This window comes from Mycobacterium sp. 852002-51613_SCH5001154 (assembly GCF_001667425.1).
GTDB lineage: Bacteria > Actinomycetota > Actinomycetes > Mycobacteriales > Mycobacteriaceae > Mycobacterium.
Genome location: NZ_LZII01000062.1, coordinates 44021 through 69886, shown reverse-complemented (window position 1 = coordinate 69886; position 25866 = coordinate 44021). Strand labels below are relative to the sequence as shown.

At 67.4% G+C, this 25866-nt stretch carries 22 protein-coding genes; 10 read left to right on the top strand and 12 right to left on the bottom strand.

The genetic code is table 11. The features are described 5' to 3' along the window. Nucleotides 1–13 precede the first annotated feature (13 nt). Nucleotides 14–1147: an FHA domain-containing protein gene (locus A5750_RS17205; RefSeq protein ID WP_082948058.1), complete on the bottom strand. Its 1134-nt coding sequence runs from the start codon at nt 1145–1147 to the stop codon at nt 14–16. Nucleotides 1148–1464: 317 nt separating this feature from the next. On the opposite strand from A5750_RS17205, the gene A5750_RS25450 reads away from it, so the two are divergent. After that, entirely contained in the window at nt 1465–1965 is a 501-nt protein-coding gene (locus A5750_RS25450) for a DUF4333 domain-containing protein (RefSeq protein ID WP_082948059.1), read from the top strand. 69 nt (nt 1966–2034) lie between these two features. On the opposite strand, the gene A5750_RS17195 is transcribed toward A5750_RS25450, so the two are convergent. Both A5750_RS17195 and A5750_RS17190 read right to left on the bottom strand, forming a co-directional pair. Beyond that, nucleotides 2035–3615: a PPE family protein gene (locus A5750_RS17195; protein WP_067264423.1), complete on the bottom strand. Its 1581-nt coding sequence runs from the start codon at nt 3613–3615 to the stop codon at nt 2035–2037. An 88-nt stretch (nt 3616–3703) separates the two neighbouring features. Then, on the bottom strand, nt 3704–4621 hold the full coding sequence (locus A5750_RS17190) for an oxygenase MpaB family protein (RefSeq protein ID WP_067264419.1): 918 nt from the start codon (nt 4619–4621) through the stop codon (nt 3704–3706). Nucleotides 4622–4702: 81 nt separating this feature from the next. On the opposite strand from A5750_RS17190, the gene A5750_RS17185 reads away from it, so the two are divergent. Beyond that, nucleotides 4703–5374, top strand: coding sequence for a TetR/AcrR family transcriptional regulator (locus A5750_RS17185; protein ID WP_067264416.1), 672 nt, complete (start codon nt 4703–4705; stop codon nt 5372–5374). Between the two features lie 9 nt (nt 5375–5383). Here the strand turns inward: A5750_RS17185 and A5750_RS17180 are convergent, their stop codons facing one another. The 6 genes from A5750_RS17180 to A5750_RS17155 form a co-directional block, all read right to left on the bottom strand. Further along, nucleotides 5384–6724, bottom strand: coding sequence for a hypothetical protein (locus tag A5750_RS17180; protein ID WP_067264413.1), 1341 nt, complete (start codon nt 6722–6724; stop codon nt 5384–5386). A gap of 2 nt (nt 6725–6726) precedes the next feature. Further along, a complete protein-coding gene (locus A5750_RS17175) occupies nt 6727–8202 on the bottom strand; it encodes a condensation domain-containing protein (protein WP_067264410.1) in 1476 nt (491 codons plus the stop codon). Nucleotides 8203–8648: 446 nt separating this feature from the next. Then, on the bottom strand, nt 8649–9995 hold the full coding sequence (locus tag A5750_RS17170; protein WP_067264408.1) for a hypothetical protein: 1347 nt from the start codon (nt 9993–9995) through the stop codon (nt 8649–8651). A 2-nt stretch (nt 9996–9997) separates the two neighbouring features. Beyond that, complete coding sequence (locus A5750_RS17165) at nt 9998–11437, bottom strand: condensation domain-containing protein (RefSeq protein WP_067264451.1); 1440 nt, start codon at nt 11435–11437, stop codon at nt 9998–10000. 339 nt (nt 11438–11776) lie between these two features. Then, nucleotides 11777–12325 carry a hypothetical protein gene (locus tag A5750_RS17160; protein ID WP_067264406.1) on the bottom strand — a complete coding sequence of 183 codons (549 nt, stop codon included), beginning with the start codon at nt 12323–12325 and terminating at the stop codon, nt 11777–11779. Continuing rightward, the gene (locus A5750_RS17155) at nt 12322–12906 is read right to left on the bottom strand and encodes a VOC family protein (RefSeq protein ID WP_067264404.1); all 585 of its coding nucleotides are present in this window, start codon (nt 12904–12906) and stop codon (nt 12322–12324) included. The genes A5750_RS17160 and A5750_RS17155 overlap by 4 nt, the downstream gene beginning before the upstream one ends. A 109-nt stretch (nt 12907–13015) precedes the next feature. Between A5750_RS17155 and A5750_RS17150 the strand changes: the two genes are divergently transcribed. Then, nucleotides 13016–14146 carry an alpha/beta hydrolase gene (locus tag A5750_RS17150; protein ID WP_066947365.1) on the top strand — a complete coding sequence of 377 codons (1131 nt, stop codon included), beginning with the start codon at nt 13016–13018 and terminating at the stop codon, nt 14144–14146. A 126-nt stretch (nt 14147–14272) separates the two neighbouring features. Continuing rightward, nucleotides 14273–16483 (top strand): acyl-CoA dehydrogenase, encoded by a 2211-nt coding sequence (locus A5750_RS17145; RefSeq protein ID WP_067264395.1) that lies wholly within the window; start codon nt 14273–14275, stop codon nt 16481–16483. Between the two features lie 147 nt (nt 16484–16630). On the opposite strand, the gene A5750_RS25910 is transcribed toward A5750_RS17145, so the two are convergent. Further along, nucleotides 16631–16945, bottom strand: coding sequence for a hypothetical protein (locus A5750_RS25910; RefSeq protein WP_156659206.1), 315 nt, complete (start codon nt 16943–16945; stop codon nt 16631–16633). A gap of 513 nt (nt 16946–17458) precedes the next feature. Here A5750_RS25910 and A5750_RS17140 point away from each other — a divergent pair. After that, entirely contained in the window at nt 17459–17824 is a 366-nt protein-coding gene (locus A5750_RS17140; RefSeq protein ID WP_067264389.1) for an ATPase, read from the top strand. Nucleotides 17825–17842: 18 nt separating this feature from the next. Here the strand turns inward: A5750_RS17140 and fadD2 are convergent, their stop codons facing one another. Then, a complete protein-coding gene (gene fadD2, locus A5750_RS17135) occupies nt 17843–19522 on the bottom strand; it encodes a long-chain-fatty-acid--CoA ligase FadD2 (RefSeq protein WP_067264386.1) in 1680 nt (559 codons plus the stop codon). 58 nt (nt 19523–19580) lie between these two features. Between fadD2 and A5750_RS17130 the strand changes: the two genes are divergently transcribed. Then, nucleotides 19581–20831: a DNA polymerase domain-containing protein gene (locus tag A5750_RS17130; protein WP_067264383.1), complete on the top strand. Its 1251-nt coding sequence runs from the start codon at nt 19581–19583 to the stop codon at nt 20829–20831. 10 nt (nt 20832–20841) lie between these two features. On the opposite strand, the gene A5750_RS17125 is transcribed toward A5750_RS17130, so the two are convergent. Then, nucleotides 20842–22230, bottom strand: a complete 1389-nt coding sequence (locus A5750_RS17125) for a NarK family nitrate/nitrite MFS transporter (RefSeq protein ID WP_156659213.1) — start codon at nt 22228–22230, stop codon at nt 20842–20844. Nucleotides 22231–22386: 156 nt separating this feature from the next. Here A5750_RS17125 and A5750_RS17120 point away from each other — a divergent pair, with 156 nt between their 5' ends. The 4 genes from A5750_RS17120 (at nt 22387) to A5750_RS17105 (ending at nt 25745) form a co-directional block, all read left to right on the top strand. Further along, on the top strand, nt 22387–22971 hold the full coding sequence (locus tag A5750_RS17120; RefSeq protein ID WP_066947346.1) for a TetR family transcriptional regulator: 585 nt from the start codon (nt 22387–22389) through the stop codon (nt 22969–22971). A gap of 55 nt (nt 22972–23026) precedes the next feature. Next, nucleotides 23027–24025, top strand: coding sequence for an ABC transporter substrate-binding protein (locus A5750_RS17115; protein ID WP_067264380.1), 999 nt, complete (start codon nt 23027–23029; stop codon nt 24023–24025). A gap of 112 nt (nt 24026–24137) precedes the next feature. Then, nucleotides 24138–24812: an allophanate hydrolase subunit 1 gene (locus tag A5750_RS17110; protein ID WP_066947339.1), complete on the top strand. Its 675-nt coding sequence runs from the start codon at nt 24138–24140 to the stop codon at nt 24810–24812. 15 nt (nt 24813–24827) lie between these two features. Beyond that, on the top strand, nt 24828–25745 hold the full coding sequence (locus A5750_RS17105; protein WP_066947336.1) for a 5-oxoprolinase/urea amidolyase family protein: 918 nt from the start codon (nt 24828–24830) through the stop codon (nt 25743–25745). The last annotated feature ends 121 nt before the right edge of the window (nt 25746–25866 follow it).

The window sequence follows — 25866 nt, the reverse complement described above, 5'->3', positions numbered from 1 at the left end:
GTGCTGCAGCGCGTCAACCGATCGACAGCTGCGCGATGAGGTTTTCGAGGGCCCGGGCGGCCTCGGGGGCGATGGTGCGCTCCGCTTCGGCATCCTCGAGGACGGACGCCGGCAGCCCCGCGCCATTGGCCGCTTCCTCGAGGCTCAGTTCCGCCCGGTGACGGGCGCCGTAGAGTCGCTGGCCCAAAGTGGCCGCGGGCGAGCGTGCCGCGCGCATCATCAAGTCGTTGTAGCTGCGCCGCACACTGCTCAACGCCAGGATGACCGCCGGACTGCCTTTGGCGTTGCGCGCAGCGCTCGACGCCAGCCTCTCGAGCTTGCGCAGATCGGCCAGGATATTGGTGGCCCTGGGAGTGAAATCGGGATCGGACGGCTCGGGCAATCCAGAGACGGCGGTGGTGAGGGTGTGCATGGCCAGTTCCACCGTCTCGGCCATCAGGGGCGCGTGAATCGAGTCGGCCAATACCTCGGTGGCCTCGTCGCGGCGAGCTCCCGTGGGTCCGGCGGGTTGGCCGGCGCCACCGGTGGGGGCCGGAACCGCTCCGCGCCGGATGCGCGTGATGTGGCCCGTCGGCCAATCCAGCACCTTCTCCAGCCTCTCCAGCGTCGAACGACGCGGCCAGCTGCGGCCCTTCTCGAAGTTGATGAGGGCGCCCGCGTTGATGATTCCGTCGCGGTCCAGGCTCCGCTGCGAGATCCCCAGCTGCTGGCGGCGCTCAGCGACCGCGCTGCCGGCGCGGACGACGCCGGGGTCGCTCTGGCCGTCCCACCACTGCTCGTCCTCGGCTTCGAACGGATGCACCACCTGGGTCGACTCCTCGAGCGTCACTTCCGAGGGGCGCTGCGGGATCAGGGTCACGGCTGCCCCGTCAGGGGCCCCCAGACAGATGGTGGTGACGCCGGTGATCAATACCGAGTTGCGGCGGATCCCATCGACGAACATCCCGTTGCTACTGGTGTCGAAGGCCTGCCAGCCGTCGCCGTGCGGTTCGAGCCGGACGTGCCACCGCGAGACCCTCTCGTCGTCCACCCGAACCGCGGCCCCGGCGTCTCTACCGATGACGGCGGCGCCGGCCGCAGGGTGCAGCGTGTGCGTCGCATGCCCGACTTGTACGGTCAGCGCGGTCGTCGGTTGGCCGGGCGTCAATTGTCGCTCCTCGCTCCCGTGGGCTCACTGCTGCTGCGGTACGACCCAATGCATTGCGGATCATGCTACATCTGCTTCGTGTGCAGTCTTGGCCGTGTGCGGCAATTTTACGCAGCTCAGAACCGTTTGGGCTCGCATCCTGCCCCTGCTACGGTGGCGCACCGTTGCTGCCGCACCGTTTACAAACGTTGCGCACCACTGCCGCTTCGGTTACAGTTCAAGCAGTAGTCGCTCACGCGGTCCAAGCCTTAACAGAGAGGCATCCGATGCAGCCACACCCGCCCCCGGTGCCAGGGCAATACCCCCGGCGACCCGGCATGTCACCGGTCCCGCCCGGACGCTTCTACGATCCGCCCACCGAGCCCCTGCCCCGCCCGCACCCGTTTCCGAAGGGGACCCAGCGTGGGCCGCTTCCCTACCCGCATCACCAACGGCCCGCCGGTGGGGGCTTCTGGGCGCCGGTGGCCCCCGCTGCACGCGGCAGACGTCGGCCGCTTTACCTGGGCGCGGCGATCATGGTGGGCGCCGTGGCCATGCTCATCTCGGGATTCTGGGCGCCGGGCTTCTTCGTCACCACGCAGCTCGACGTCACCGCCGTGCAGTCCGGCGTCACGCAGGTCCTGTCCGACCCGGCGGGTTACGGCGCCAAGAATGTCAGCGACGTCACCTGCAACGACGGACAAAATCCCACCGTTACCAAGGGCGGCACCTTCACCTGCCAGGCAACCATCGACCACCTCAAACACCAGTTCCTGGTCACCTTCACCGACGACACGGGCAGCTATGAAGTCAGTGCCCCGAAGGGAACGAAGGTTTGAGATGCGCCTCGAAGGCCGACGGCCGGTCACCACCCAACCGGTTGGCAATCAGTAAGGCGTTCGGCGCCGCTACCGGGTGTCGCCGCCGGCGTCGGTTTCCCAGGTGCCGGGAACCATCGGAACCCTTGGGCCGCTGCCGAATTCGTCACCGGCAAGCGTGGCCAAACCCGTCGCATCACCGGTCGCCCCCCGGTGCGCTGTCCCGACAAACCCCAGCCTCCCGGCCCCGCGGTCCGACGCGAACGAGGGCACCTCGTCGCCCGGCGTGCCCCAATCCGGATCGACGTCGACGTTCATGTCCGCGAACTCGTCCCCGTGGTGGTCCCGGACCGCCCGCCTACGCCGGCGCGCCCTGGCCTGACCCCGCGCCGTCGCGGCCGCCGCGGCGGCGGCGCTATCGGGTTCCGGCGCTTTCCTTTTGGCGCTCGAGCTGGCACCGGCACCCATCCCCGCACCGGACCCGATGCCCGGGGGAGCGACGACATAAGGCGGCGCGAAACCCGCGGCGTGCGGGGGCGGCGGGGTGGGCGGCGCCGGGCTGGTGACTGTGGTCGCCGTCGGAGCGGGCGCGGTCGCCGGCGCCGAGGCGGGAGCCGCGGCCGGCGCGACGGCGGCCGGCGCGGTCGCCACGGCCGGCATCGGGCTCGGCGGCGGGGCGGGCGCCGGCGCGGGTGCCGGGACGACCGCGGGCTGCGGCGGTATCGCGGCCAGGCCGGCCAACCCCGCGAAGCCGCCCACCGCGCCGAAGGGGGCGGCCGCCAGGAGCACCGCGGGGGCCAGCAATTCCGGCTGACTGGTGAAGATCTCGAGGATGTGCGTCGGCCAGTCGAACAGCATGAGTTGAACGATGTACTGAAACGCCAGCGCGGGGTTGTGCACCAGGTAATAGCCGAACTGCTGGAAATCCTCGAGCAGTTCCAGAGCTCGAACCACCCAGAAGATCGGTTCCCCCGCATTGGTGTAGGCGTCGTAGGGCAACCCGTTGACGGTGCCCTCGGCGGGATCCCAGTTGATGCCGAGGTTCCTGAGGATATTCGCGATGAACTCGTCGAGCGGGTTGTCGATCGTGGGGTCGTGCACATCGTCACCCGAGTCGTGGTTCGGGGCAACGGATTTCACTATCTGCGGCGCGGGATCGGGCTGCGGCGTCGACGCCACCGCCGCGCTGGAAACCGCTTGGTAGGTGGTCATCGTGCCGGCCGCCTGCACCCACATCCGCGCGTAATCCGCCTCGTTGAGCGCGATCGGAACCGTGTTGATGCCAAAGAAGTTCGTCGCCACCAACGCCCCGTGCACGGCATGGTTGGCGGCGAGTTCGGGCAACGTCGGCATGGCCGCCAGCGCGGCGGTGTAGGCGACCGCGGCGGTTTCGTGTTGCGCGGCCGCCGTAGCGCTCTGCGCGCTGGCCCGCGTCAGCCACGCGAGGTAGGGCGCGTGGGCGGCCACATACGACTCCGCGCTCGGTCCCTCCCACGAACCCGCCTGCGCCGCGGCCAGGACACCGCTGAGTTGCGCTGCGGCCGAGGCGTATTCGGTGCTCAGTTCGGACCATGCCCCCGCCGCCGCGAGCAGCGACGCCGGACCGGGGCCGCTGCTGAGCAACGCGGAGTGCACCTCCGGTGGCGAGGCCATCCAGATCGGCGCCGTCATGGGTCTCCTCGGGCTGGAAGGGTTACCAGGCAGAGGAGAGCTTAATGAAAATGATTTCCGTTATCAACTTGGCGGGCTGTGCCGCCTGCTAGACCAACGGGCGCCCCGTCCTGATCCGGCGGTCGACGTCGGCCAGCAGGATGTTGAAGGGAAACCGCCGTACGAAGCGCGGCAAGCACCGGTTCACCATGGCCAACGTCGCGATGAGCCGGTCGAAGCGGCGTTGCCTGGTGGCGTCCCAGGGCAGCCGCATCTCGTCGCGAAATCGCTGCGGCAGAAAGCCCGTGGTGATCAACAAGGGAAGCCTGTCGGCGAGGCGCTGCAGTGGCGCAGGCAAGGCAAGTCCCGGAAGGCGGGACGCGGCGATCGGATACAGATACTCGCGGACGGCGTCGTCGATGCGGATCTTGGCCAGCGAATCCTGCCAGTACCGGTCGAACGCCGCGCGGTCCGGCGGCCACATCTCCGGCGGCACCTGCAGCGTGGTGGCCAGCGCCATGCCTTCGCGGTAGTGCCGGTCGGCCTCCTCCCCGCCCAGCTCACCGATGAACATGCGGTAGATGTCGACCCCGCCCTTGTACAGGCAGGCCCCCACCCACAGCTGCAGGTCGGGGTCGAAGGCGTTGTACTGCACCGGGCTTTCGGGGGTGGAGTAGACCTGCGCGTGAGCCCGGTTCACCGCGCGGCGGAAGGCGTCCTTCTGGGCGTCGCTGCCGTTGGTCGCCACCGCCAGGTAAGTGAACGTGGTGCGGGCACGCTTGATCGGATGCAGGTCGACGCGGCCACTTTCGACACGGCTCTCCATGACGCCGTAGCCGACGCCGGGACGCGCCAACTGCATGATCACGTTCGCCGGTCCGGCCAAGAGCGCGACGCCCATCAACCCCTCGTCGATCCCGAGCGGCCGCCGGCGGCGACGCCGCCGTGCGGGCAATGGCCGCGGCGCGTCGGAGACGCCGCGCTCGACATGTCGAGCCGGTTCGTGGACAGCCTCGTGTATTGCCATGGTCAGACCCTCCCGCGGCGGAGCACGTAATGTGCGAACGCCTGTTTCCTGATATTGTCGCGGCGTCGCGCTGGTGTCAAGATGGTTCGCATGAACACCTCGAGCGCGCGGCCGTACCGCGGCGTCGAGGCCGCGCAGCGGCTGGCCACGCGCCGCAACCGGCTCCTGTCCGCGGGTCTGGAGCTTCTGGGCGCGGAGCAACAGAGCATCTCCGCGGTCACCGTCCGCGGCGTGTGCCGCCAGGCCGGCCGGGCGGCGCGGTACTTCTACGAAAGTTTCGCCGACAAGGACGAATTCGTCGCCTCCGTGTTCGACTGGGTGATCGCCCAACTGGCCGCCACCACCCAGGCCGCGGTGGCGGCGGTGCCTGCGCCCGAGCAGACCCGCGCGGGCATGACCAACATCGTGCGCACCATCGCCGACGACGCACGCATCGGTCGCCTGCTGTTCAGCACGCAGCTGGCCGATCCCGTGATAGTGCGCAAGCGCGCCGAATCCAGCGCAATGTTCGCGATGCTGTCCGGCCAGCACGCCGGGGAAGCGCTGCGCGTCCCCGCAAACGACCGCATCAAGGCCGCGGCGCACTTCGTGGTCGGTGGCGTCGGGCAAACCATCAGCGCCTGGCTCGCCGGTGACGTCCGGCTGGAGCCGGACGAGCTCGTCGATCACCTGGCGGCACTGCTCGACGAGCTGGCCGAGCCCAACCTGTACCGACTCACGGAGACGGCGGTGGAGCCGCGGGCGGAATCGTGACGCGTGGCCTCACACCGGGCAGGCGGTGTGCCACCCAGTCGTGGCGGTGAGCGAGAAGTCGCTCAGCGCTTGCGAAATGTGTTGCCGTAACTCGGCTTCCGAGTTGGGTCGGCACGGCTCGTAGGCAAGGAACGAGACGAAGACCTGTCCGCGCACCCTGCCCGACAGCAACGCCAACACTCCGTTGGTGCGGTGCATGGTCGCGGCGGTCACGCCCGGGTACAGCGACTTCATGGCGAAGTAGTCGGCGTCCGTTCCGTCCGGCCGGTTGGCGGCCGGGTCGACCGCACCGAGGTTGGACGACACGACAGCGGTTCCACCGCCGGTGGCCACGCTGATCAGTCGCCGGAAGACACGTTTCGGAATCAGGGGAACCAGCGGCAGCAATGCCCACCGTTCGTCAGGCACATCCTGATGGCGCTCAAGCGCTTGCTTGATCCCGGCGCGGATCCCACGCAGGTCCGTCGATGCGGGCGCGGGGTCGACCGTGATGTTGACGTTGCTGACCGCATTGGCGCGGGTATCGCCCGGGGCGCGCTCGTTGACCGGCATCCCCACGGCCACCGTGCCGTCGGCGGCGACGCGCCCCACGCGCTGGGCGACGCGAGCCGCCAGCCCGGTGAGCAGCGCGCTGCCGGTGCCTCCGAGGGCCTTCGCACGGGCGTCCCATTCGTCGGCGTCGGTGAAGACGGTTGTCGCCGGAAGAACCACGGGCTCGTCGGACCCGGTGAATGGCCGCTTCTCGGGTGGCGGGGCGGTATCGCCGCTGCCGCGCCGCGCCATTCGTGCCGCCGCCACGATGGCGCGGCCCATACCCGGTACGTCGCGGACCGTCTGGCGCGCGTCTTCACGCAGCGCCGCCCAGCGGCCCCGCGACGCCGCGGCCGGCCAGCCGATCGGGTCGTCACGGCCTAAAGCCGCGTCCGCCAACGCCTCGCACAGCCCGAGGCCGTCGGTGAGGCAATGGGTGACCACCAAGCTCACCGCAGCGCCGCCGTCGGTGAGCGGAAGCGCGGCAAGGTGCCAGCCGGGGCCGTGCTCGGCATCGGGCCGTCTAGCCGCCTCCTCGTTCAGCCAGTCGTCGATCTCATCGCGGGTCCGCGGTGTCGCGACGATGTCCAGGTCCGGCGGAAACGCGGGCGCTACCCAGCGATGCCGGCCGAACGGCACGGGAGAGCGTTCGATGCGGCGGCACAACCGCCCCCGCGCAAGATGGGCATGGAACTCTTGCAGACCGTCGATGTCGATGGCGCGATCGTAGACCCAAATACATTGCACCACACTGCTGGTGGCTGTCGCTCGCTCGCCGAGGAAGAGGGTCTGGTCGGCTAGATCCAGCACGTTGCTCATTCCTAGGCCGCCTCGCCGTCGTCTTCCTCTGACGCGGGAGGGTCCGCAGCATCCGCATTACCCCGGCCTGCAACAACATCGGGCTCGCGCGAGCAGCCGGCGACGGCGCGGGCGAATACATCGATCAACGTCGCGATGTAGCGGTCCACCGATTCACGCGCCACCGCGTTGTCCGGAAAGGAGATCGTCACTGTGGTACTTGCCGCCTGCCGGTTGATCCACATATTGATGCCGCCGGCGGACAGGTTGTCGCCATAAGTACCGAAATTCGTCTCCGTCCAGAGCCCGGCGAGCGGTATCTTCCGAAAATCCAGGAATGACAACATCATCGGCAGGCTCGTAGGAGGCTTGATCTCCAGTCCATCTGCTGTCGCCGCCAACTCCAAGACTCGCTCGATTGGCACATCGGCGAGTTCCTTGGCCGCGTCGAACGACTTCTGCGCTGCCCGGGCCGCCTCGGGGAACGTGGTCCCGGCGGTAGGCACCGCAACCGGAACCAGGCTGGCAAACCAACCCACCGTCATTGTGTCGATACCCGCCGTCCGGGTGTCCCTGGCCGTGAACCCGTGGTACGCCGCGCTGCCCGTCAATTCGTGCTCGGCTAAAGCGGTGCAGGCCAGCACTCCCCCGATGAACCGGGCTCCGGCCGCACCGCACATGGCGTCGAATGAGTCCGTCCCGGCGGCGTCCAGCAGCTGCACGGTCAGCAGGTCACCTTTGCTGCTGGCCCACGTATCACCCAGGGGTAGAGGGAAACTCGGCCAATTGCCATCGGTGTCGTGGGCGAATGCAATCCATTCCTTGATCGCGGGAGACGCCATGGTCAAGCTCGCCGCCTTCGCACGCTGTCGCGCGGTGTAGTCCCGGTAACTGCCGACCTCGGGCAGGGCCGCGGACTGGTGCCCCTGCGCCAGCTCCTGATACGCCAGGTGGATGTCTACGAAGATCACGCCGGCCGACAGGCCATCGATGTGGAGATGGTCGACGCTCGCGTAGAACGTGAAATAGTCTGCGTGCTGGATGATCCCGAATGTGAAACATCCCCATTCGAGTGTCCCCGGGGTCGTCGTCAGGACGTGTGTACGCACTTGGTCGGCGGCCATTCGTCCGAATTCCACCGGAGCGAGCTCGATGGCATCGGCGTTGTCGATCACGCGACGCACGATGCCGCCATCCTCGAATTCGAACCAACTGTGGTAAGTGTCGTGCCGGCGGACATGCGTGTTGATCGCCGCCGTCATCGCCGGAATCTCACACGCGCCGGGGATATCCCACGCCACGATCATCAGCCGGGGTAGCTCCCTGCCCAGCGTCCTACCATGGTGGGCGGCCCAAAGATGCTGGGCCTGCTGGTAACTCGGAGGACAATCGCTTCGTCGCGCGGTTCGAGCTGCTTCACGTCCAGAGGGCGCGGCCATCCACACGGTCACCGGACCATGTGGCGGTTGCCATTCGTTGATGTTGCCGAGCGAGACCATTTTCTTAAGTCCTCGTTCTTCCGATGCCGAAGTTCCCTGCACAGCAAGGGAGGCAGAAAAAGTTCTCGCGCATGGCTTTTCGCACAGCACGAAATCCCGTTGGGCTGAAATCTTGCGCCGGGCTTCCCGATATCAGGACCCCCACTTGCGGCGTCCCTATGCATCCCCTGTGTCGCCGCTGAGGACGGTAGCGCACGAATGGGATGAAGGCAACAATTGCACGACCGTGTGATCGATCGCACTGTCGCGCGCCCTCGCTCACGGCGCCGGCGCCGCGTTTGCCGGGGGTCGGTCGTCCGCGCGACGCACAAGATATTAGGAGACGAATGCGCATTTGAGCGTTTGCCGAATGGACATCCGCGCTGTCGAAATTCGGGCTGAGCTTTGCGACCCGTTGGCGCCATTTCCGGTCGACGAACTTGCGGAGGGCTGCCGACGCGGGCGTGTCACACCGGGCAGGCGGGGCGCCAGCCCATGGTGGCCGTGAGCGAGAAGTCGCTCAGCGCCCCTGAAACCTGTTGCCTCAAATGGGCTTTCGAATTCGGGCCGCCTAGCTCGTAGGCAAGGAAGGAGATGAAGACCCGGCCGCGCGCCCTGCCCGACAGCAACGCCAGAGCGCCGTTGGTGCGGTACATGGTCGCGGTGGTCACCCCCGGGTACACGGTCCTCATGGCGAAGTGACCGGCGTCGGTGCCGTCCGGGCGGTTGACGGCCGGGTCGACCGATCCGAGGTTGGACGACACGACGGTGATCGCGCTGCCGGTGACCACGCCGATCAGTCGTCGCATGACGCGTTTGGGAATGAGCGGAACCAGCGGCAGCAACGCCCAGCGCTCGTCGGGCTCATTCTGGTGGCGGGACAGCGCTTCCTTGATCCTCGCGCGGATTTCACGCAGGTCCCTCGTCACGAGTGCCGGGTCGACCGTGATATCCACGTTGACGACCGCGTTGGCCCGGGTGTCGCCGGGGGTGCGCTCGTTGACCGGCATCCCGACGTTGACCGTCCCGTCCGCGGCGACCCGCCCCACTCGCTGGGCGAGATGGGCCGCCAATCCGGCGAGCAGCGCGTTGCTCGTTCCGCCGAGGGTGGTTGCGCGCGCGTCCCACTCGTCGGCATCGATGAAGACGGTTGCCATGGGCAGCGTGATGCGTTCGTCCGGTCCGGTGGGCGGAACGGGCCGCTTGGTGGCCGACGACGTGGCGGCTGCACGGCCGGCCCGAGCCATGCGTGCCGCTGCGACCAGGGCCCGGCCCACATCCGGTGTGTCCCGCGCGGTTTGGCGCGTGTCCTCGCGCAACGCCCGCCACCGCCGCCGTGACGCCGCCGCGGGCCAGGCGATTGGGTCGTCGCGGCGGCGCGCTGCGTCGGCCACCGCCTCGCACAGCCCGACGCCGTCGGTGAGGCAATGGGTGACCACCAGGCTCACCGCCGCGCCACCATCGGTCAACGGCAGCACGGCAAGGTGCCAGCCGGGGCCGTGCTCGGCATCCGGCCGTTTTCCCGCCTCCTCGTTCAGCCAGTCGTCGATCTCATCGCGGCTCCGCCCCGCCGCGACGATGTCCAGGTCCGGCGCAGACGCGGGCGCTACCCAGCGATGCCGGCCGAACGGCAAAGGGGACCGTTCAATGCGGCGACGCAACCGGCCTCGGCCCAGATGGCGATGGAAGGTTCGCAGCCCGTCCATGTCGATCGCGCGGTCATACACCCAAATGCATTGGACCACACTGGTAGTCGCTGTCGCCCGCTCGCCGAGGAAGAGGGTTTGGTCGGCCAGATCCAGCAGGTTGCTCATCGCTACGCCGCCTCGTTGTCGTTCTCCGTCGGCGCAATCACCCCCGGGCTGCCGGTGGCGTCGATGACGCGAGCAAACATCTCCCCCAGCGTCGCGATGTAGCGGTCCACCGACTCGCGCGCAATCGCGTTGTCCGGGAAAGACATCGTCACCGTGGTCCGTTCGACGTGCCGGTTGATCCACATGTTGATGCCACCGGCGGACAGGTTGTCGCCGTAGGTCCCGAAGTTCATCTCCGCCCACATCCCGACGAGGGGTATTTTCCGGAAGTCGAGGAAAGAGACCATCATCGGCAATTGTGTCGGCAACTTGATGGCCAGGCCATCCAGCGTCGCCAACTCCAAGACCCGTTCGACCGGTACTGCGGCGAGGTCCTTGGCGGCATCGAAAGACTTCTGTGCCGCCCGCGCCGCCTCGGGGAACGAGTCGCCGGTCGTCGGCACGGAAACCGGTATCAGGCTGGCGAACCACCCCACCGTCATCGTGTCGATGCCCGGCGCCCGGGTGTCCCTGGCCGTAAATCCGTAATAGGTTTCCTTGCCGGTCAATGCGCGCTCCGCCAACGCTGTGCACGCCAAGACTCCGCCGATGAACCGAGCACCGGCCGCGCAGCATTCGGCATCGAAAGACGCTGTTCCCGCGGCGTCCAACAACTCGACCGTCAACAAATCACCCTTGCAGCTGGCCCATGTGTCGCCCAGCGGCAGCGGAAAGCTCGGCCAGTCACCGTCGGCCTCACGCGCGAACGCGATCCAGTCCTTGATCTCCGGGGATGACATGGTCAGGCTCGCCGCGTTCTCGCGCTGCCGCGCCGCATACTCGCGATAACTTCTGACCTCTGGCGTGCCGGGCTCGTGGACCGGCGGGCCCGCCGCAAGTTCCTGGTACGTCAGGTGGATGTCCAGGAAGATCAGCGCGGCGGACAAGCCATCGATGTGCAGGTGGTCGACGCTGGCGTAGAACGTGAAGTGGTCGGTCCCCTGGACGACTCCGTATGTGAAACAACCCCATCCGAGCGTCTCGGGCGTTGTGGTCAGGACGTGCGTGCGCGCCTGGTCGGGGCTCATCGCTCCGAACGCCGCGGGCGCGAAGTCGATGACCTCGGGGTCGTCGATCACTCGGCGGACGATGACGCCCTCCTCGAATTCGAACCAGCTGTGGTAGGTGTCCTGCCTACGGACATGGGCATTGATCGCTGCCGTCATCGCCGCCACGTCGCATACGCCGGGAATGTCCCACGCCACGACCATCAGCCGAGGTAGCTGCCTGTTGAGCGCCTTGCCGTGGTAAGCGGTCCAGAGGTGTTGGTTTTGTTGATAACTCGGGGCCGAATCGCTTCGCCGCGCGGCGCGGGCCGCTTCGTGCGACGCAGGTGTGGCCATCCAAGTGGTCAGTGGGCCGTGCGGTGGCTGCCATTCGCTGATGCTTCCGAGTGCGACCATTTCTTGATCCTCGTCCCTCGCGATGCTGATTCTGTTGTGCGGCAAGGGGGTAGCGAAAGGGCCATCCACAATGGCTCTTCTGCACAGCATGAATTCAATTTCGTATCGGGGATCTTTGCGACGGATGTCCGTATGTTGGCCCGAACTTACGGTGTCGCTCGTACCCCCCCTGTCGCCGTTATTGGACGTTAGTACAGGAAGGCGAGGATTGGTGAGTTTTAGGAAGATTCGCAATTTGACGCATTTGCGCCGCGAGACCGGTAATCTCCTTTACCCTCGGCGGTCCGAAGCGCAGGTCCGGCGCTTTAGGCTGGCGCGCCGAACGAAATCCCCGCCGCCTCAGGGAAACAGCGGCAGCTGCCACAGCCGCATGCCGGGGTCCAGCAGCCACAACCGCATCATCGTGAGCCGCATCAGCCGCTGCGCACTGAAGATCAGGAACACCGCCAGCGGCACTTCGACCAGTAGCGCGGTGGTCACCGACACCCAGACATCCTTGGGCCCCGCCGTCATCAGGTCGAACCAGGCGTCGCAAATCAGCAACACGCCGGTGGTGAACGCGGCCGGCACCAGTAGCTGGCGGCGCAGATACCCGAGTACCGCTGTCGCCAGCATGAATCCGACCAGCAGAATGTCGAAGCCCACCCACGTCACGGGCCAGTTGTGGGCAACATAGTTCTCCGGCAACGTGACCGAGAGGTACCCCAGCCAGGGAACCATCGCCATCGAACCACCCACCATCAGACTCAACCGGATGCGCCGCACCCTGACCAGCAGCGCCGGGTCGATCAATTCGCCCACGGGCTGCTCGAGCCGGGAAATGAGCTGCCGTCGCTGCTGGGGCGTGAGCGCCGCGATCTGAGCGTCGGACAGAATGCCGTCGGTCACGGGCGGCCGGCGACCACCGGAGGTCGGCGGTCCGCAGCGGTCTTGGGCACGGCCTGAGCATCGGTGGCATCAAATTCTTTGACCCAGCATGCGAATTCGAGGGTGATGCCATCGGGGTCCTGGAAGTAGAACGACCGCACGTACACCCCGGGATGCACCATCGCGGACACTTGCATCGGGCTCTCGTCATGGTTGAGCACCGGGCCGACGCGCACCCCTTTGTCCTTGAGCCGCTGGCGGTAGGCGTCGAACTTCTCGGCCGGCACGTGGAATGCGAGATGGTTCATGGTGCTGACCGCGCTGGTGATGTCGCCGATACCGGGGATCGCACCCGGCGACGAGATGCCCGGCACCCGGTCGGGGGCATCGGCGAACCAGAAGAATGCGACGCAGTCGCCGTTGCCGGCGTCGAAGAAGAAGTGCTGGCCCGCGCCCCCGGGCAGGTCGAGCGACTTGATCAACGGCATGCCGAGGACGTTGGTGTAGAAGTCCACGGTCCGAGCCATATCCGAGCAGACCAGCGCGACGTGGTTGATCCCGCCGAGTTCGAATTCCGTGTTGGTGTTATGCGGCTTGATCATCGCGCGGCTCCCCTCGGTCCCCGGCTTGAAGTCCTGGCCAAGTTGTAATTCTGAATCTAACATCGGCCTGAAGTTTCAACGAGATGTCCAATGCCAACAGGGCCGGTAAATGACTCCTAACGCCGCCGCCGGGGTGATCCGCGAGTTTGTCGGCCTGCCGTCGCCCACCGCCGGCCGCGCCGGCGCGGGCGGCCATCCTTGCCAGGGGCTGTACCACCGCGGGGTGGGACGCAAGCCCAAGGTGGCGATGATCGCCACGCACTACCAGATCGACTTCTCCGAGCACTACCTCGCCGACTACATGGCCACCCGCGGTGTCGGATTTCTAGGCTGGAACACCAGGTTTCGCGGCTTCGAAAGCAGCTTCCTGCTCGACCACGCGCTGGTCGACATCGGCGTCGGTGTGCGCTGGCTGCGCGAGGTGCAGGGAGTGGAAACCGTTGTGCTGCTCGGCAACTCAGGCGGTGGCTCGTTGATGGCCGCATATCAGTCGCAGGCCGTGGAGCCGAACGTGACCCCGCTGGACGGAATGCGTCCGGCCGCGGGCCTCAACGAGTTGCCGGCCGCCGACGCCTACGTGGCCACCGCCGCCCATCCCGGGCGACCCGACGTCTTGACGGCCTGGATGGATGGTGCCGTCGTCGACGAGAACGACCCCGTCGCCACCGACGCCGACCTCGACCTGTTCAACGAGCGAAACGGGCCGCCGTATTCACCGGAGTTCCTCACCCGCTACCGCCGGGCGCAGACCGCGCGCAACCATGCGATCACCGACTGGGCGGAGCAGGAACTCAAACGCGTTCGCGCAGCGGGGTTTTCCGACCGCCCCTTCAGCGTCATGCGCACCTGGGCCGATCCCCGCATGGTCGACGCCAGCATCGAGCCCACCGGGCGTCAACCGAACATGTGTTATGCCGGCGTTCCGGCCAAGGCGAACCGGTCGGCGCACGGCATCGCCGCGGCCTGCACCCTGCGCAACTGGCTGGGCATGTGGAGCCTGCGGGTGGCGCAGACCAGGGCCGAACCGCATCTCGCCCGGATCACCTGCCCCGCCCTGGTGATCAACGCCGAGGCCGATACCGGCGTCTTTCCGTCCGACGCCCAACGGATTTTCGTCGCGCTCGCCGGCCCCGACAAGACGCAATCGTCGATCGACACCGACCACTACTTCACCACCCCGGGCGCTCGCGGGGAGCAGGCCGACATCATCGCGAAGTGGATCGCCAAGCGGTTTCACTGAAGAGCTCGCCGCGGACACCGAGGCGCGCCGGCACGCCCGGTAACCCCTGTGGTCAACCAACCGACCGGTTGTTAGTTTGGAGGGTGCCTGGCCAAGGCGGAACCCTAAAGCATGGGAAGGCGACCAATGCCGATCGCTATCACTCCTGAGCATCAAGACCTGGCCGATTCGGTGCGGTCGTTGGTGGCGCGCATCGCGCCGTCCGAGACATTGCACGCGGCAATGGAGACACCGATCGAGAATCCCCCGCCGTACTGGCGGGCCGCGGCCGAACAAGGCCTGCAGGGTCTGCATCTGGCCGAGTCCGTGGGCGGGCAGGGTTTCGGCATCCTCGAGTTGGCCGTCGTGCTGGCCGAGTTCGGCTACGGCGCGGTGCCCGGCCCCTTCGTGCCGTCGGCGATCGCCAGCGCACTGATTTCCGCCAACGACCCGCACGCCAAGGTGCTCTCCGAGCTGGCGTCCGGCGCCGCCATCGCCGCCTACGCGATGGACTGTTGCGGGTTGACCGCCACCCGCCAGGGCCCGAATGACGACGTGCTCGTGCTCCGCGGCGAGGTCCGCGCGGTTCCGGCGGCAGCGCAGGCCTCGGTGCTGGTGCTCCCGGTCGCGATCGACAGCGGCGAGGAATGGGTGGTGCTGCGCGCGGAGGAGCTCGAGATCGAGCCCGTGAAAAGCCTTGACCCGCTACGGCCCCTCGCCCATGTTCGGGCCAACGCCGTCGAGGTTGGGGCCGACGCCGCGTTGTGCAACCTGAGCATGGCGACAGCGCACGCGCTGATGACGACGCTGCTGTCCGCCGAGGCGATCGGGGTGGCGCGCTGGGCCACCGACACGGCGTCGCAATACGCCAAGATCCGCGAGCAGTTCGGCAGGCCGATCGGCCAGTTCCAGGCCATCAAACACAAGTGCGCGGAGATGATCGCCGACACCGAGCGCGCCACCGCGGCGGTGTGGGACGCCGCCCGCGCCATCGACGAAGCGCGCGAGAACGGTTGGGACCTCACCGGTTCCCACGTCGAGTTCGCAGCCGCCGTCGCGGCGACGCTGGCGCCGGCCGCCGCGCAACGGTGCGCGCAGGATTGCATCCAGGTGCACGGTGGGATCGGCTTCACCTGGGAGCACGACACCAACGTGTATTACCGCCGGGCGCTGATGCTGGCCGCCTCGTTCGGCCGCAATTCGGAGTACCCGCAGAAGGTGGTGCACACCGCCACCAGCACCGGCCTGCGGGCGGTCGACATCGACCTCGACCCCGACACCGAGAAACTGCGCGAGGAGATCCGGGCCGAAGTCGACGCGCTCAAGGCGATGGAGCGTGCCGAGCGCAAGGTCGCCATCGCCGAAGGTGGCTGGACGCTGCCGCACCTGCCGAAACCGTGGGGCCGCGCGGCCGGTCCGGTCGAGCAGATCATCATCGCCCAGGAATTCACCGCCGGCCGGGTCAAGCGCCCGCCGATGGGCATCGCGACGTGGATCATCCCGTCGATCGTCGCCTTCGGGACCGAGGAGCAGAAACAGCGGTTCCTGCCACCGACCTTCCGCGGGGACATGATCTGGTGTCAGCTGTTCTCCGAGCCGGGCGCGGGATCGGACCTGGCCGGGCTGAGCACCAAGGCCACCCGAACGGACGGCGGCTGGCGCATCACCGGCCAGAAGATCTGGACCACGGCGGCGCAGCTCTCCCAGTGGGGCGCCCTGCTGGCGAGAACGGACACCAGCGCCCCGAAGCACAACGGCATCACCTATTTCCTGCTGGACATGAAGAGTGAGGGTGTCGAGGTGAAGCCGCTGCGCGAGCTCACCGGGAACGCGATGTTCAACACCGTCTACATCGACGACGTGTTCGTGCCCGACGAGTGCGTGCTGGGCGAGGTGAACCGTGGCTGGGAGGTCAGCCGCAATACCCTTACCGCGGAACGGGTTTCGATCGGCAGCAGCGAGGCGAACTTCCTGGCCACTCTGGGCCAGTTCGTCGAGTTCGTTCGCGACGGGCAATTCGACCCGGTGGCACAACACCGAGCGGGTCAGTTGATCGCCGAGGGCCACGCCGCCAAGGTGCTGAACTTGCGCTCCACCCTGTTGACTCTGGCCGGCGGGGATGCCATGCCGTCCGCGGCCATCTCGAAGCTGCTTTCGATGCGGACCGGCCAGGGGTACGCGGAGTTCGCGGTGTCCTCGTTCGGCACCGACGCCGCCATCGGCGACACCGGCGAGCTACCCGGCAAATGGGGCGAATACCTGTTGGCGAGCCGGGCCACGACGATCTACGGCGGTACCTCGGAGGTGCAGCTGAACATCATCGCCGAGCGGCTGCTCGGCCTCCCCCGCGATCCCTAACCGCCGCTTCCGATTTGGCCCGGGGAGAGAGGGCCATGCCGACCTGAGGGGTGGTCAGGCCGGCATGGTTCCCCCCCATCCCGTGGGCCGGTCAACCTGGAAATGGATCGGCACGTCGAGGTTGACCGGTTGCCACGGGGAGGTGGTTCACCACCACCAGTTCCACCAGTGCCCGGGGGCCCAGAATCCGCGGTTGCCCGAACCCCAACCGGGGTGGCCTCCGCCGCCCCATCCGTGGCCGCCCCATCCATGACCGCCATGACCCCCGCCTGGACGGTCGGGAATGATGCCGGGTCCGCCGGGCGTACCGTGCGGACCGGCGGTGGTGAAGCTGGTGTCGGGTCCTGGTACCGGGGCCGCCTGCGCGGCGGGGCCGGCGCCGAACAGCAGCGCTCCCGCCACCGCGGAGGCACCCGCCGCGCCCACGGCGGCGCCGCGTAACGATCGTGCAGAAATCGTCATCGCAACCCCTCCTTCCAGGACCTGATGCCGACAAAACAAAACGTTAGCTACAACTTTCCCGGCAAACAACGTTGCTACACAAAGATGGCGCTGTGAATTATGTAACAAATGGGCTTAACGGATTTGCGTGGGCCGGTTTTGGCGGAATTAATGATCTTCATAAATCAGGATATGGACAGCTACTGAATCGTGCAGCCTCCGGGTTTACCCTGTTTAGAGGCGATCTACTGACATACTGGTTTGCATACTTACGCATCAGCGGATTCCCTGAATTAGGGCGATAAACCACGCCGTCCTCTGACTTTTGAGCGAAATTCCCGGCCGTCACCGACGCGTCGGTGAGCAATCTTCGAAAATTTGCTGCGGGAAACCGCTGATGCGGCACTTCCCGCGGGCGCGGCCAGCCCGCGGCCCGGCGACGCGACTTACGCCGCCGTCGGTGGAAGAATCAGTATTGTCAGACCCAATGCTGATTTACTGATTGGCCCACTCACCCGGAGGACGACCGCCGCTGTGAACTTCAACCCCAGCCACATCGGGCCGGGCGCCGGAACGTTCCGGGGAACCGGGCCGTCGGCCACACCGGCAGGAGACGCCGCGCCGACCGAGCGCCTCACCGGGCTCGGGCAGCAGGGCGCCCACCGGATCGTCAGCCAGCCGGCGGTCAACCAGGCGAGCCGGGGTCAGCGGACACGCCGCACCGTAGACCTCCCGGCGGCCACCCACCGCGCCCTCGACATCTGGCAGCGCGAGGCCGCCGATCGCCTGGGCGTTGCCCGGGTGACCGGACAAGAGGTGCTCACCGCGCTCATCGACCAACTTCTGGTCGACCCCAAACTCGCGGCGCAGATCACCCGCGCCATCAAAGACCGGCGCTGACCCCGACGGGGACAGCGGCTAGTCGACCTCCATCTCACGCAACTCGCGCTTGAGGATCTTGCCCGTCGGGTTACGCGGCAACTCGTCCAGGAAGACCACCTCACGCGGCACCTTGTAGCGGGCCAGGTGGTCGCGAACGTAGTGCTTGATGCTGTCCTCGTCGACGTCGGAGCCGTCCTTCTTCACGACGAAGGCGCGCAGCCGATGGCCCCATTCCTTGTCCTCGACGCCGATGGCCGTCGCCTCCACCACCTCGGGGTGCCCGCTGATCAGGTCCTCGACCTCGGCTGGGAAAACGTTCTCTCCGCCGGAGACGATCATCTCGTCGTCCCGGCCGCTGACGTACAGCAGGCCGTGCTCGTCGAAATAGCCGACGTCACCGGATGACATGAGGCCGTCGATGATCTGCTTGTGGCCGCCGCCGGTGTAGCCCTCGAAGGGGAACGCGTTACCGACGAAGATCCGGCCGACCTCGCCCTGAGGCTTCTCCTTGCCGTTGTCGTCGAGGATCTTGACCTTCACGCCCTTGACCACCGGGCCGACGGTCGCCGCGTTGCGCTCCAGGTCCTGCGGTCCGGCGATGGTGGCGAACGCGATCTCGGTCGAGCCGTACATGTTGTAGATGACCGGGCCGAGATCCTTGAGCGCGCGGCTGGCCAGCTCGGCGCCCAGCTGCGACCCGGAGATGAACACGATCTTCAGGCTGGACAGGTCGGGCTTGGAGTCCATCTTCTCGACCGCGTCGAGAATCCGCGACAGCATCACCGGCACCACCACCATGGCGGTCACCTTGTACTTCTCGATGTCTTCGAGCACGTGCGGCGGCTTGAACTTGCGGCGCAGCACCAGGGTCGAGCCCAGGAACATCGCGATGGTGCCGTGCAGAAAGCCCAGCGCGTGGAACATCGGGGCGGGCAGCGAGGTCACCTCGTTGGCCTTGAACGGGACGTGGGACAGGATGCCCCCGATGGGTGCCAGCGTCGGAGGGGTGCTGCGGTTCGCCCCCTTCGGCGTGCCGGTGGTGCCGCTGGTCAGGATTATGATCGACGAGTGCTTTGTCGCCTTCGGGGCGGGTGAGTTGTTGCTGCGCTCGATCAGGTCGGCCAGCGTCTCGTCCTTGCTGCCCGACGGCTCGTCCGCGTCGGGGTTGGTGCCCAGCGCGCGCAGGAAGCCCAGTTCCGGCTCGGCCTTGCTGACGGCCTTGGTGTACTCGTCGTCGTAAATGATCAGCTTGGCGCCCTCGCGTTCGGCCACCTCTTTGATCTGCGGGCCGGAGAACTCGCTGTTGAGCAGGATGATGCGGGCGCCGACCCGGGCGGCGCCGAAGTAGGCGATGAGGAACCAGCGGGTGTTGCGCGCCAGGATCGCCACCCCGTCACCGCCCTTGACACCCATCTCGAGCAGCCCGTTGGCCACCGCGTGGGCGGCGTCGTCCAGCTCTTTGAAGGTGAACTCGCCCTCTTCGTCGATGCACGCGGCGCGGTCGGGATGGCGTCGGGCGTTGAGCGACGGCAGCATGCCGAACTCGCCCCACTTGTAGATGTCGTTGGCCATCGCGGCATAGTTCTGCGGCGGCTCCAGCCGGAAGGCGCCCGCCTCGAAGATCTTGCGCACGTAGTGCAATTCAGCCGAGCCGCGTTCCAGATACTGCTGAACCTTGGCAACCGCCTGCCCAGGCAGGCCAATCAGATTAGGCATGGATCCACCCTATGTGACGTCCGTCGCATTCCGAGGGGTAAGTACCCACCGACTTACGATGATGAACATGGGTCCGGTTTCGCTGGATATGGATGGGCGCCAAGTCACCATCACCCACCCGGACAAAGTGGTGTTCGAAGCCCACGGCGGCATGGGGCCGCACACCAAACTTGACCTGGTCCGTTACTACCTGTCCGTGGCCGAGGGCGCGCTGCGCGGCGCGGCCGGCCGGCCGATGATCCTGAAGCGCTTCGTCAAGGGCATCTCCGAGGAGGCGGTGTTCCAGAAGCGCGCGCCGAAGAACCGGCCCGACTGGGTCGACGTCGCCGAACTGCACTACGCGCGCGGCACGTCGGCCGCCGAGGCAGTCATCCATGACGCCGCCGGACTGGCGTGGGCGATCAACCTGGGCTGTGTCGACCTCAACCCGCACCCGGTGCTGGCCGGCGACCTCGACCATCCCGACGAACTGCGGGTCGACCTGGATCCGATGCCCGGGGTCTCCTGGCGGCGGATCGTCGACGTCGCGCTGGTGGCCCGCGAGGTGCTGGAGGACTACGGCCTGACCGCGTGGCCGAAGACCTCCGGGAGCCGCGGTTTTCACATCTACGCGCGGATCGCCCCGCGCTGGGAGTTCCGGCAGGTGCGGCTGGCCGCCCAGACCGTGGCCCGCGAGGTCGAGCGGCGGGTGCCCGACGCGGCGACCAGCCGATGGTGGAAGGAAGAACGCGAGGGGGTGTTCGTCGACTTCAACCAGAACGCCAAGGACCGCACGGTCGCGTCCGCGTACTCGGTGCGGGCGACGCCGGACGCCCGGGTGTCGACGCCGCTGTTGTGGGACGAAGTCACCGAACGCCTTCCCGAGGAGTTCACCATCGACACCGTGCCCGGCCGGTTCGCCGCGATGGGTGACCCGTGGGAGGGCATGGACGACGCGGTCGGTGAGCTCGACCGGCTGCTGGTGCTGGCCGAGGAGATGGGACCCCCGGAGCGCGCGCCGAAGGGATCCGGCACGGCCGACGGCCGACGCCGGTCGGTGATGCCGCTTATCGAGATCGCCCGCACCAAGACCAAGGACGAGGCGCTGGCCGCGCTGGACACCTGGCGCGACCGCCACCCGGACGTGTCTCGCCTGCTGCAACCGGTCGACGTATTGGTCGACGGCATGCGCGGGCCGAGTTCGATCTGGTATCGCATTCGGGTCAACCTGCAGCATGTGCCGGCCGACCAGCGACCTCCGCAGGAGGAGCTGATCGCCGACTACAGCCCCTGGGAAGGTTACGGGGGCAAGCAGAAGCCGTCGAGCTGAGGGCGGGCGGCTACACCCCGGCCCCCGCCTGCGTGTGGTAGGCGTTGCCCTTGCGCAGGTAGCAGTACCAGGTGACCACCAGTAAGGCCAGGAAGAAGCCCACGTAGAACCGCAGTGCGGGCTCGATGCTGCCGAATTGCGATTTCGACCAGGCGTACGCCAGCGGCACGACGAACCCGCCGAAGGCGCCGATCGACGAGATCACGCCCAGCGCGCCAGCGGCCTGGCGACGCATGTGCGCCATGGTGTCGGGATCGCCGCCGGCGAGCTGCCCCTTGATCACGAAGATCCTCGAGATCATCCGATAGGTCGAGCCGTTGCCGATGCCGGTCGCGACGAACAAGAACATGAAGCTGGCGAAGAACAGCGGCAGATTCTTGGCGTTGACCGACCACAGCGCCGCCGCGGCGCCCGCGGCGAGCATGACGAAGCTGACCGCGGTGATCCGCGCGCCGCCGATCCGGTCGGCCAGCTTGCCGCCTAGGGGCCGGATGACCGAGCCGATCGCCGCGCCGAGGAACGCCCAGGTCAACGCGATGTCGCCGCGGCCGAACACCGTCTTGAGCAGGGTCGGAAAGGCCGCCGAGTAGCCGATGAATGATCCGAATGTGCCGATGTAGAGCAGCGACATGACCCAGGTGTCGGGATGCCGCAGCGACTGCCAGACCGGCCGCACGTCGGCCTTCGCCTCGGACAGGTTGTTCATGAAGACGAATGCGCACACCGCGGCCACCACGGCCAGCGGCACGTAGAACAGACCGGCGCGCGCCAGCGCCACCCCGCCGCCGGCGACGACGATAGGCGGGATGATCTTCTGCACCACCGCGACGCCGACGTTGCCGCCGGCCGCGTTGAGGCCCAGCGCCCAGCCCTTGTCCTTCTCCGGGTAGAAGAACGAGATGTTGGCCATCGACGAGGCGAAGTTGCCGCCACCGAAGCCGGCGGTCGCGGCGATCGCCACCAGGACGGTGAACGAGAGGCCGGGATGGCTGACCGCCCAGGCCAGCAGCACGCACGGGATCAGCAACAATGCCGCCGAGATGGTCGTCCAGTTGCGGCCGCCGAACAGGGGGACCGCGAAGGTGTAGGGCAGGCGTAGGAAGGCGCCGACGCCGCTCGGGACGGCGACCAGGCACAGCGCCTGGCTGGCGGTCAGCGCCCAGCCGGACGCGGACGGATGCCCGTGGGGGCCGGCGGTCATCTGGACCACCACGATGCTCCACAACATCCAGACGCTGAAGCCGACGTGCTCGGCGAAGATCGAGAAGATCAGGTTGCGGCGGGCGATCGGTTTGCCGGTGGTCTCCCAGAATGCGGGGTCTTCGGGCCGCCAGTCGTCGATCCAGTGCCCGCCCCGGTGCGGCGGGCGCTCAGGCGCGGGCGCAAGGACCGGAGCGATCGGCTCTTCAGAAGTCGTCGTAGTCACGCCCCGACGTTAGGAAAGGACTGTTACCGGGCCGCGTGGCCACAGTTACGCCGGAGATACGTGGATCTCGCAGTGGCCTTCGAGCCTCTGTCAGAACTTTTCGCACCCAGAATGCGGGAGAATCGCCACATGCCGGCGACTGACCAGCCCCTGGGGCTGCGGGAACGCAAGAAGATCAAGACCCGCCATGCCCTGCGCCGCGAGGCGTTCCGGCTGTTCGACGCCAACGGCTACGGCGCCACCACCGTCGAACAGATCGCCGACGCCGCCGATGTGTCACCCAGCACCTTCTTCCGCTATTTCCCGTCCAAGGAGTCGCTGCTGCTGGCCGACGACCTCGATCCGCTGATAATGGCCGCGTTCGACGCCCAGCCGCCCGAGCTGTCGCCGAGCCAAGCCATCCGCCGCGCCTACGCCACGACGATGGCCGGCCTGTCACCCGAGCAGTTGGAGTTCGAGAACACCCGGCAGCGGCTGATCTTCTCGATACCCGAGCTCAAGGCCGCCCTCTACGACGAGTACTACCGCACCGTGAACGTCATGGCGGAGGCCATCGGTCGCCGGATCGGCCGTGGCGCAACCGATTTCGAAGTCCGCGTGTACGTCGGCGCGATGGTCGGGGCCATGATGGCGGCGTTCGACAGCGCGCCGCAAACGGCCGACACCGTCTATCGGGCGCTGGACTTCCTGGACGCCGGCATGCCGCTGGACTGAGCGCGCAACCGCGCGGCGATGCCCTGGCGGGCAGGGAACGCGATAATCTCACGCGATGCGCCAGGGTTGGAATCGACGGGGATTCTTGCAGCTCGCGGGGGCTGCGACGGTCGCCGCGGTCGCCGGTGCTCCGGCGGCATGCTCGTCGGGCAAACCGTCGTCGGGTGCCCCCGGCGGCAAATCGGTGACCATCAATCACCTGTTCGGTGAGACCGTCATCAAGGAGCCGCCCAAGCGCGTGGTCAGTGCCGGCTACACCGAGCAGGACGACCTGCTCGCGGTCGGCGTGGTGCCGATCGCGGTGACCTACTGGTTCGGTGATCAGCCGTTCGCGGTGTGGCCGTGGGCCCAGCCCAGGCTCGGCGGGGCACAGCCGGTGGTGCTGAACCTCGACAACGGGATCCCGGTCGACCAGATCGCGGGCCTCAAACCGGATTTGATCGTGGCCACCAACGCGGGCGTGGACGCCGACACCTATCAGAAGCTTTCCGCGATCGCCCCGACCGTGCCGCAGTCGGACGGCGACGCCTTCTTCGAACCGTGGAAGGAGCAGGCCACCGCCATCGGACAGGCGGTGTTCCAGGCCGACCAGATGAAATCGCTGGTCGACGCCGTCGACCAGAAATTCACCGCCGTCGGCAAGGAACACCCGGCCTGGACGGGCAAGAAGGCGTTGCTGATGCAGGGCACGCTCTGGCAGGGGACCATCGTCGCGACCATGGCCGGCTGGCGCACCGACTTCCTGAACCAGATGGGGTTGGTGATCGCCGACAGCATCAAGCCTTTCGGCACCGATCACCGCGCCGTCATCCCCCGCGATCACATCAGGGCGGTGCTCGATTCCGCCGATGTAATCATCTGGACAACCGAGAACCCCGACGACCAAAAGGCATTGCTCGCCGACCCCGACGTAGCGGCCTCCCAGGCCACCGCGCAGAACCGGCACATCTTCACCACCAAGGAGCAGGCCGGCGCGATCGCCTTTTCCTCGCCACTGAGCTACCCCTTGGTCGCCGATCAGCTCCCCCCGCAAATCGGCAAAATCCTCGGTTAGATCCCGGCCGCGCCAGCGGCGTTTGAGCGTTTGCTAAGGCAGCTCTGGCAGTGTTCGAAAATCCGTGGCTCGCCCCTCGCCCGCTCGGCGATGGGGAGGTTACCGTCGAGTAATGAGCGTGACGGACCTTATTGACAACGTGTCCAAGGACCTGCCGACGGAACTGGTCGGCAACACGGTTCTGGACTTCGGCGACAACGCGCTTCTGCTGCAATGCGGCAGCACCGCCGAGGTATTGGCGTGGGCGGCGCATCTGCGCGCCGCGGCGCTGCCCGGTGTGGTCGACATCGTGCCGGCCGCCCGCACGGTTCTGGTGAAGCTGGACGGCCCCCGCAGCCAAGGGGTGATCCGTCAGCGACTGCGCAAGATGCGGGTCGCCGCCGAGGAGCTCGCCGCGCCCGAACGCCGTGCCGACGTGGTCATCGACGTCGTATACGACGGCCCGGACCTGGCGGAGGTCGCCGGCCATACCGGGCTGAGCATCGCGCAGGTGATCGACGCGCACACCGGTTCGCTGTGGCGGGTCGGATTCAGCGGGTTCGCCCCGGGTTTCGCGTACCTGGTCGACGGCGACGCGCGCCTTCGGGTGCCGCGCCGCACCGAGCCACGCACCTCGGTGCCCGCCGGCTCGGTCGGCCTGGCCGGTGAGTTCAGCGCGATATACCCGCGCCAGTCGCCCGGTGGCTGGCAGCTGATCGGCCGCACCGACGCGGTCCTGTGGGACCTCGAACGGCCCGAGCCGGCGCTGCTGACACAGGGCATGTGGGTTCAGTTCCGGGCCGTCTGAGGTAAGGAGATCGCCGTGAGCACCCTGGAGATCCTTCGCACCGGACCGCTCGCCGTCGTCCAGGACCTGGGCCGGCCGGGACTCGCCCACCTCGGCGTGAGCCGGTCGGGGGCCGCCGACCGCCGCGCACACCAGTTGGCCAACCGCCTGGTGGCCAACCCCGATGACCGCGCCACGGTCGAAGTGACGCTCGGCGGTTTCGCCGCCAGGGTCCGGGGCGGCGACATCGACATCGCCGTGACAGGGGCAGACGCCAACCCGACCGTCAACGGGATTAAGTTCGGCACCAACAGCATCCAGCACGTCCGCGACGGCCAAACGATCGCCCTGGGCACGCCGAGCGCCGGGCTGCGCACGTACCTGGCGGTGCGGGGCGGCATCGCCGTGGAGCCCGTGCTCGGCTCGCGCAGCTACGACGTGATGTCGGCCATCGGCCCGTCGCCGCTGCGAGCGGGAGATCAGCTCCCGGTCGGTGAGCACACCCTGGACTACCCCGAACTCGATCAGGCGCCGGTGGCGGCGATCACCGGCAACATGGTCGAGCTGGCGGTGGTGCCCGGGCCGCGCGACGATTGGTTCGTCGACCCCGATGCCCTGGTGCACAACGATTGGGTGGCATCCGATCGCAGCGATCGGGTGGGAATGCGATTGGTCGGCCGCCCCCTGCAGCACTGCTACCCGGACCGCCAGCTGCCCAGCGAGGGGACCACCCGCGGCGCGATTCAGGTGCCGCCCAACGGTTTACCGGTGATCCTCGGGCCCGACCACCCGGTCACCGGCGGCTACCCGGTGGTGGGCGTGGTGGTCGACGAGGACATCGACAAAATCGCCCAGGTGCGCCCCGGACAGTCGGTGCGCCTGCACTGGTCGCGCCCGAGGGTGCTGGCGGGCGTCCAATCGCAGTCCGGCGTCGCGGTCTTGCCGTTTTCCTAGCCGGAATGTATTCCAGCTCACATAAAGTCGCCCGGCCGAGCCGAATCACTTGAAATGGGTGGCCATTTCGGTATTCGCCACCTACAGGGTTTTACCAGATAACTGGTAATCAACTTACAGG

Coding starts and splice junctions, on each gene's coding strand:
- A5750_RS25450 (WP_082948059.1), top strand. CDS start 1,465: ATGTCACCGGTCCCGCCCGGACGCTTCTACGATCCGCCCACCGAGCCC.
- A5750_RS17195 (WP_067264423.1), bottom strand. CDS start 3,615: ATGACGGCGCCGATCTGGATGGCCTCGCCACCGGAGGTGCACTCCGCG.
- A5750_RS17190 (WP_067264419.1), bottom strand. CDS start 4,621: ATGGCAATACACGAGGCTGTCCACGAACCGGCTCGACATGTCGAGCGC.
- A5750_RS17185 (WP_067264416.1), top strand. CDS start 4,703: ATGGTTCGCATGAACACCTCGAGCGCGCGGCCGTACCGCGGCGTCGAG.
- A5750_RS17180 (WP_067264413.1), bottom strand. CDS start 6,724: ATGAGCAACGTGCTGGATCTAGCCGACCAGACCCTCTTCCTCGGCGAG.
- A5750_RS17175 (WP_067264410.1), bottom strand. CDS start 8,202: ATGGTCTCGCTCGGCAACATCAACGAATGGCAACCGCCACATGGTCCG.
- A5750_RS17170 (WP_067264408.1), bottom strand. CDS start 9,995: ATGAGCAACCTGCTGGATCTGGCCGACCAAACCCTCTTCCTCGGCGAG.
- A5750_RS17165 (WP_067264451.1), bottom strand. CDS start 11,437: ATGGTCGCACTCGGAAGCATCAGCGAATGGCAGCCACCGCACGGCCCA.
- A5750_RS17155 (WP_067264404.1), bottom strand. CDS start 12,906: ATGATCAAGCCGCATAACACCAACACGGAATTCGAACTCGGCGGGATC.
- A5750_RS17150 (WP_066947365.1), top strand. CDS start 13,016: ATGACTCCTAACGCCGCCGCCGGGGTGATCCGCGAGTTTGTCGGCCTG.
- A5750_RS17145 (WP_067264395.1), top strand. CDS start 14,273: ATGCCGATCGCTATCACTCCTGAGCATCAAGACCTGGCCGATTCGGTG.
- A5750_RS25910 (WP_156659206.1), bottom strand. CDS start 16,945: ATGACGATTTCTGCACGATCGTTACGCGGCGCCGCCGTGGGCGCGGCG.
- fadD2 (WP_067264386.1), bottom strand. CDS start 19,522: ATGCCTAATCTGATTGGCCTGCCTGGGCAGGCGGTTGCCAAGGTTCAG.
- A5750_RS17130 (WP_067264383.1), top strand. CDS start 19,581: ATGATGAACATGGGTCCGGTTTCGCTGGATATGGATGGGCGCCAAGTC.
- A5750_RS17120 (WP_066947346.1), top strand. CDS start 22,387: ATGCCGGCGACTGACCAGCCCCTGGGGCTGCGGGAACGCAAGAAGATC.
- A5750_RS17115 (WP_067264380.1), top strand. CDS start 23,027: ATGCGCCAGGGTTGGAATCGACGGGGATTCTTGCAGCTCGCGGGGGCT.
- A5750_RS17110 (WP_066947339.1), top strand. CDS start 24,138: ATGAGCGTGACGGACCTTATTGACAACGTGTCCAAGGACCTGCCGACG.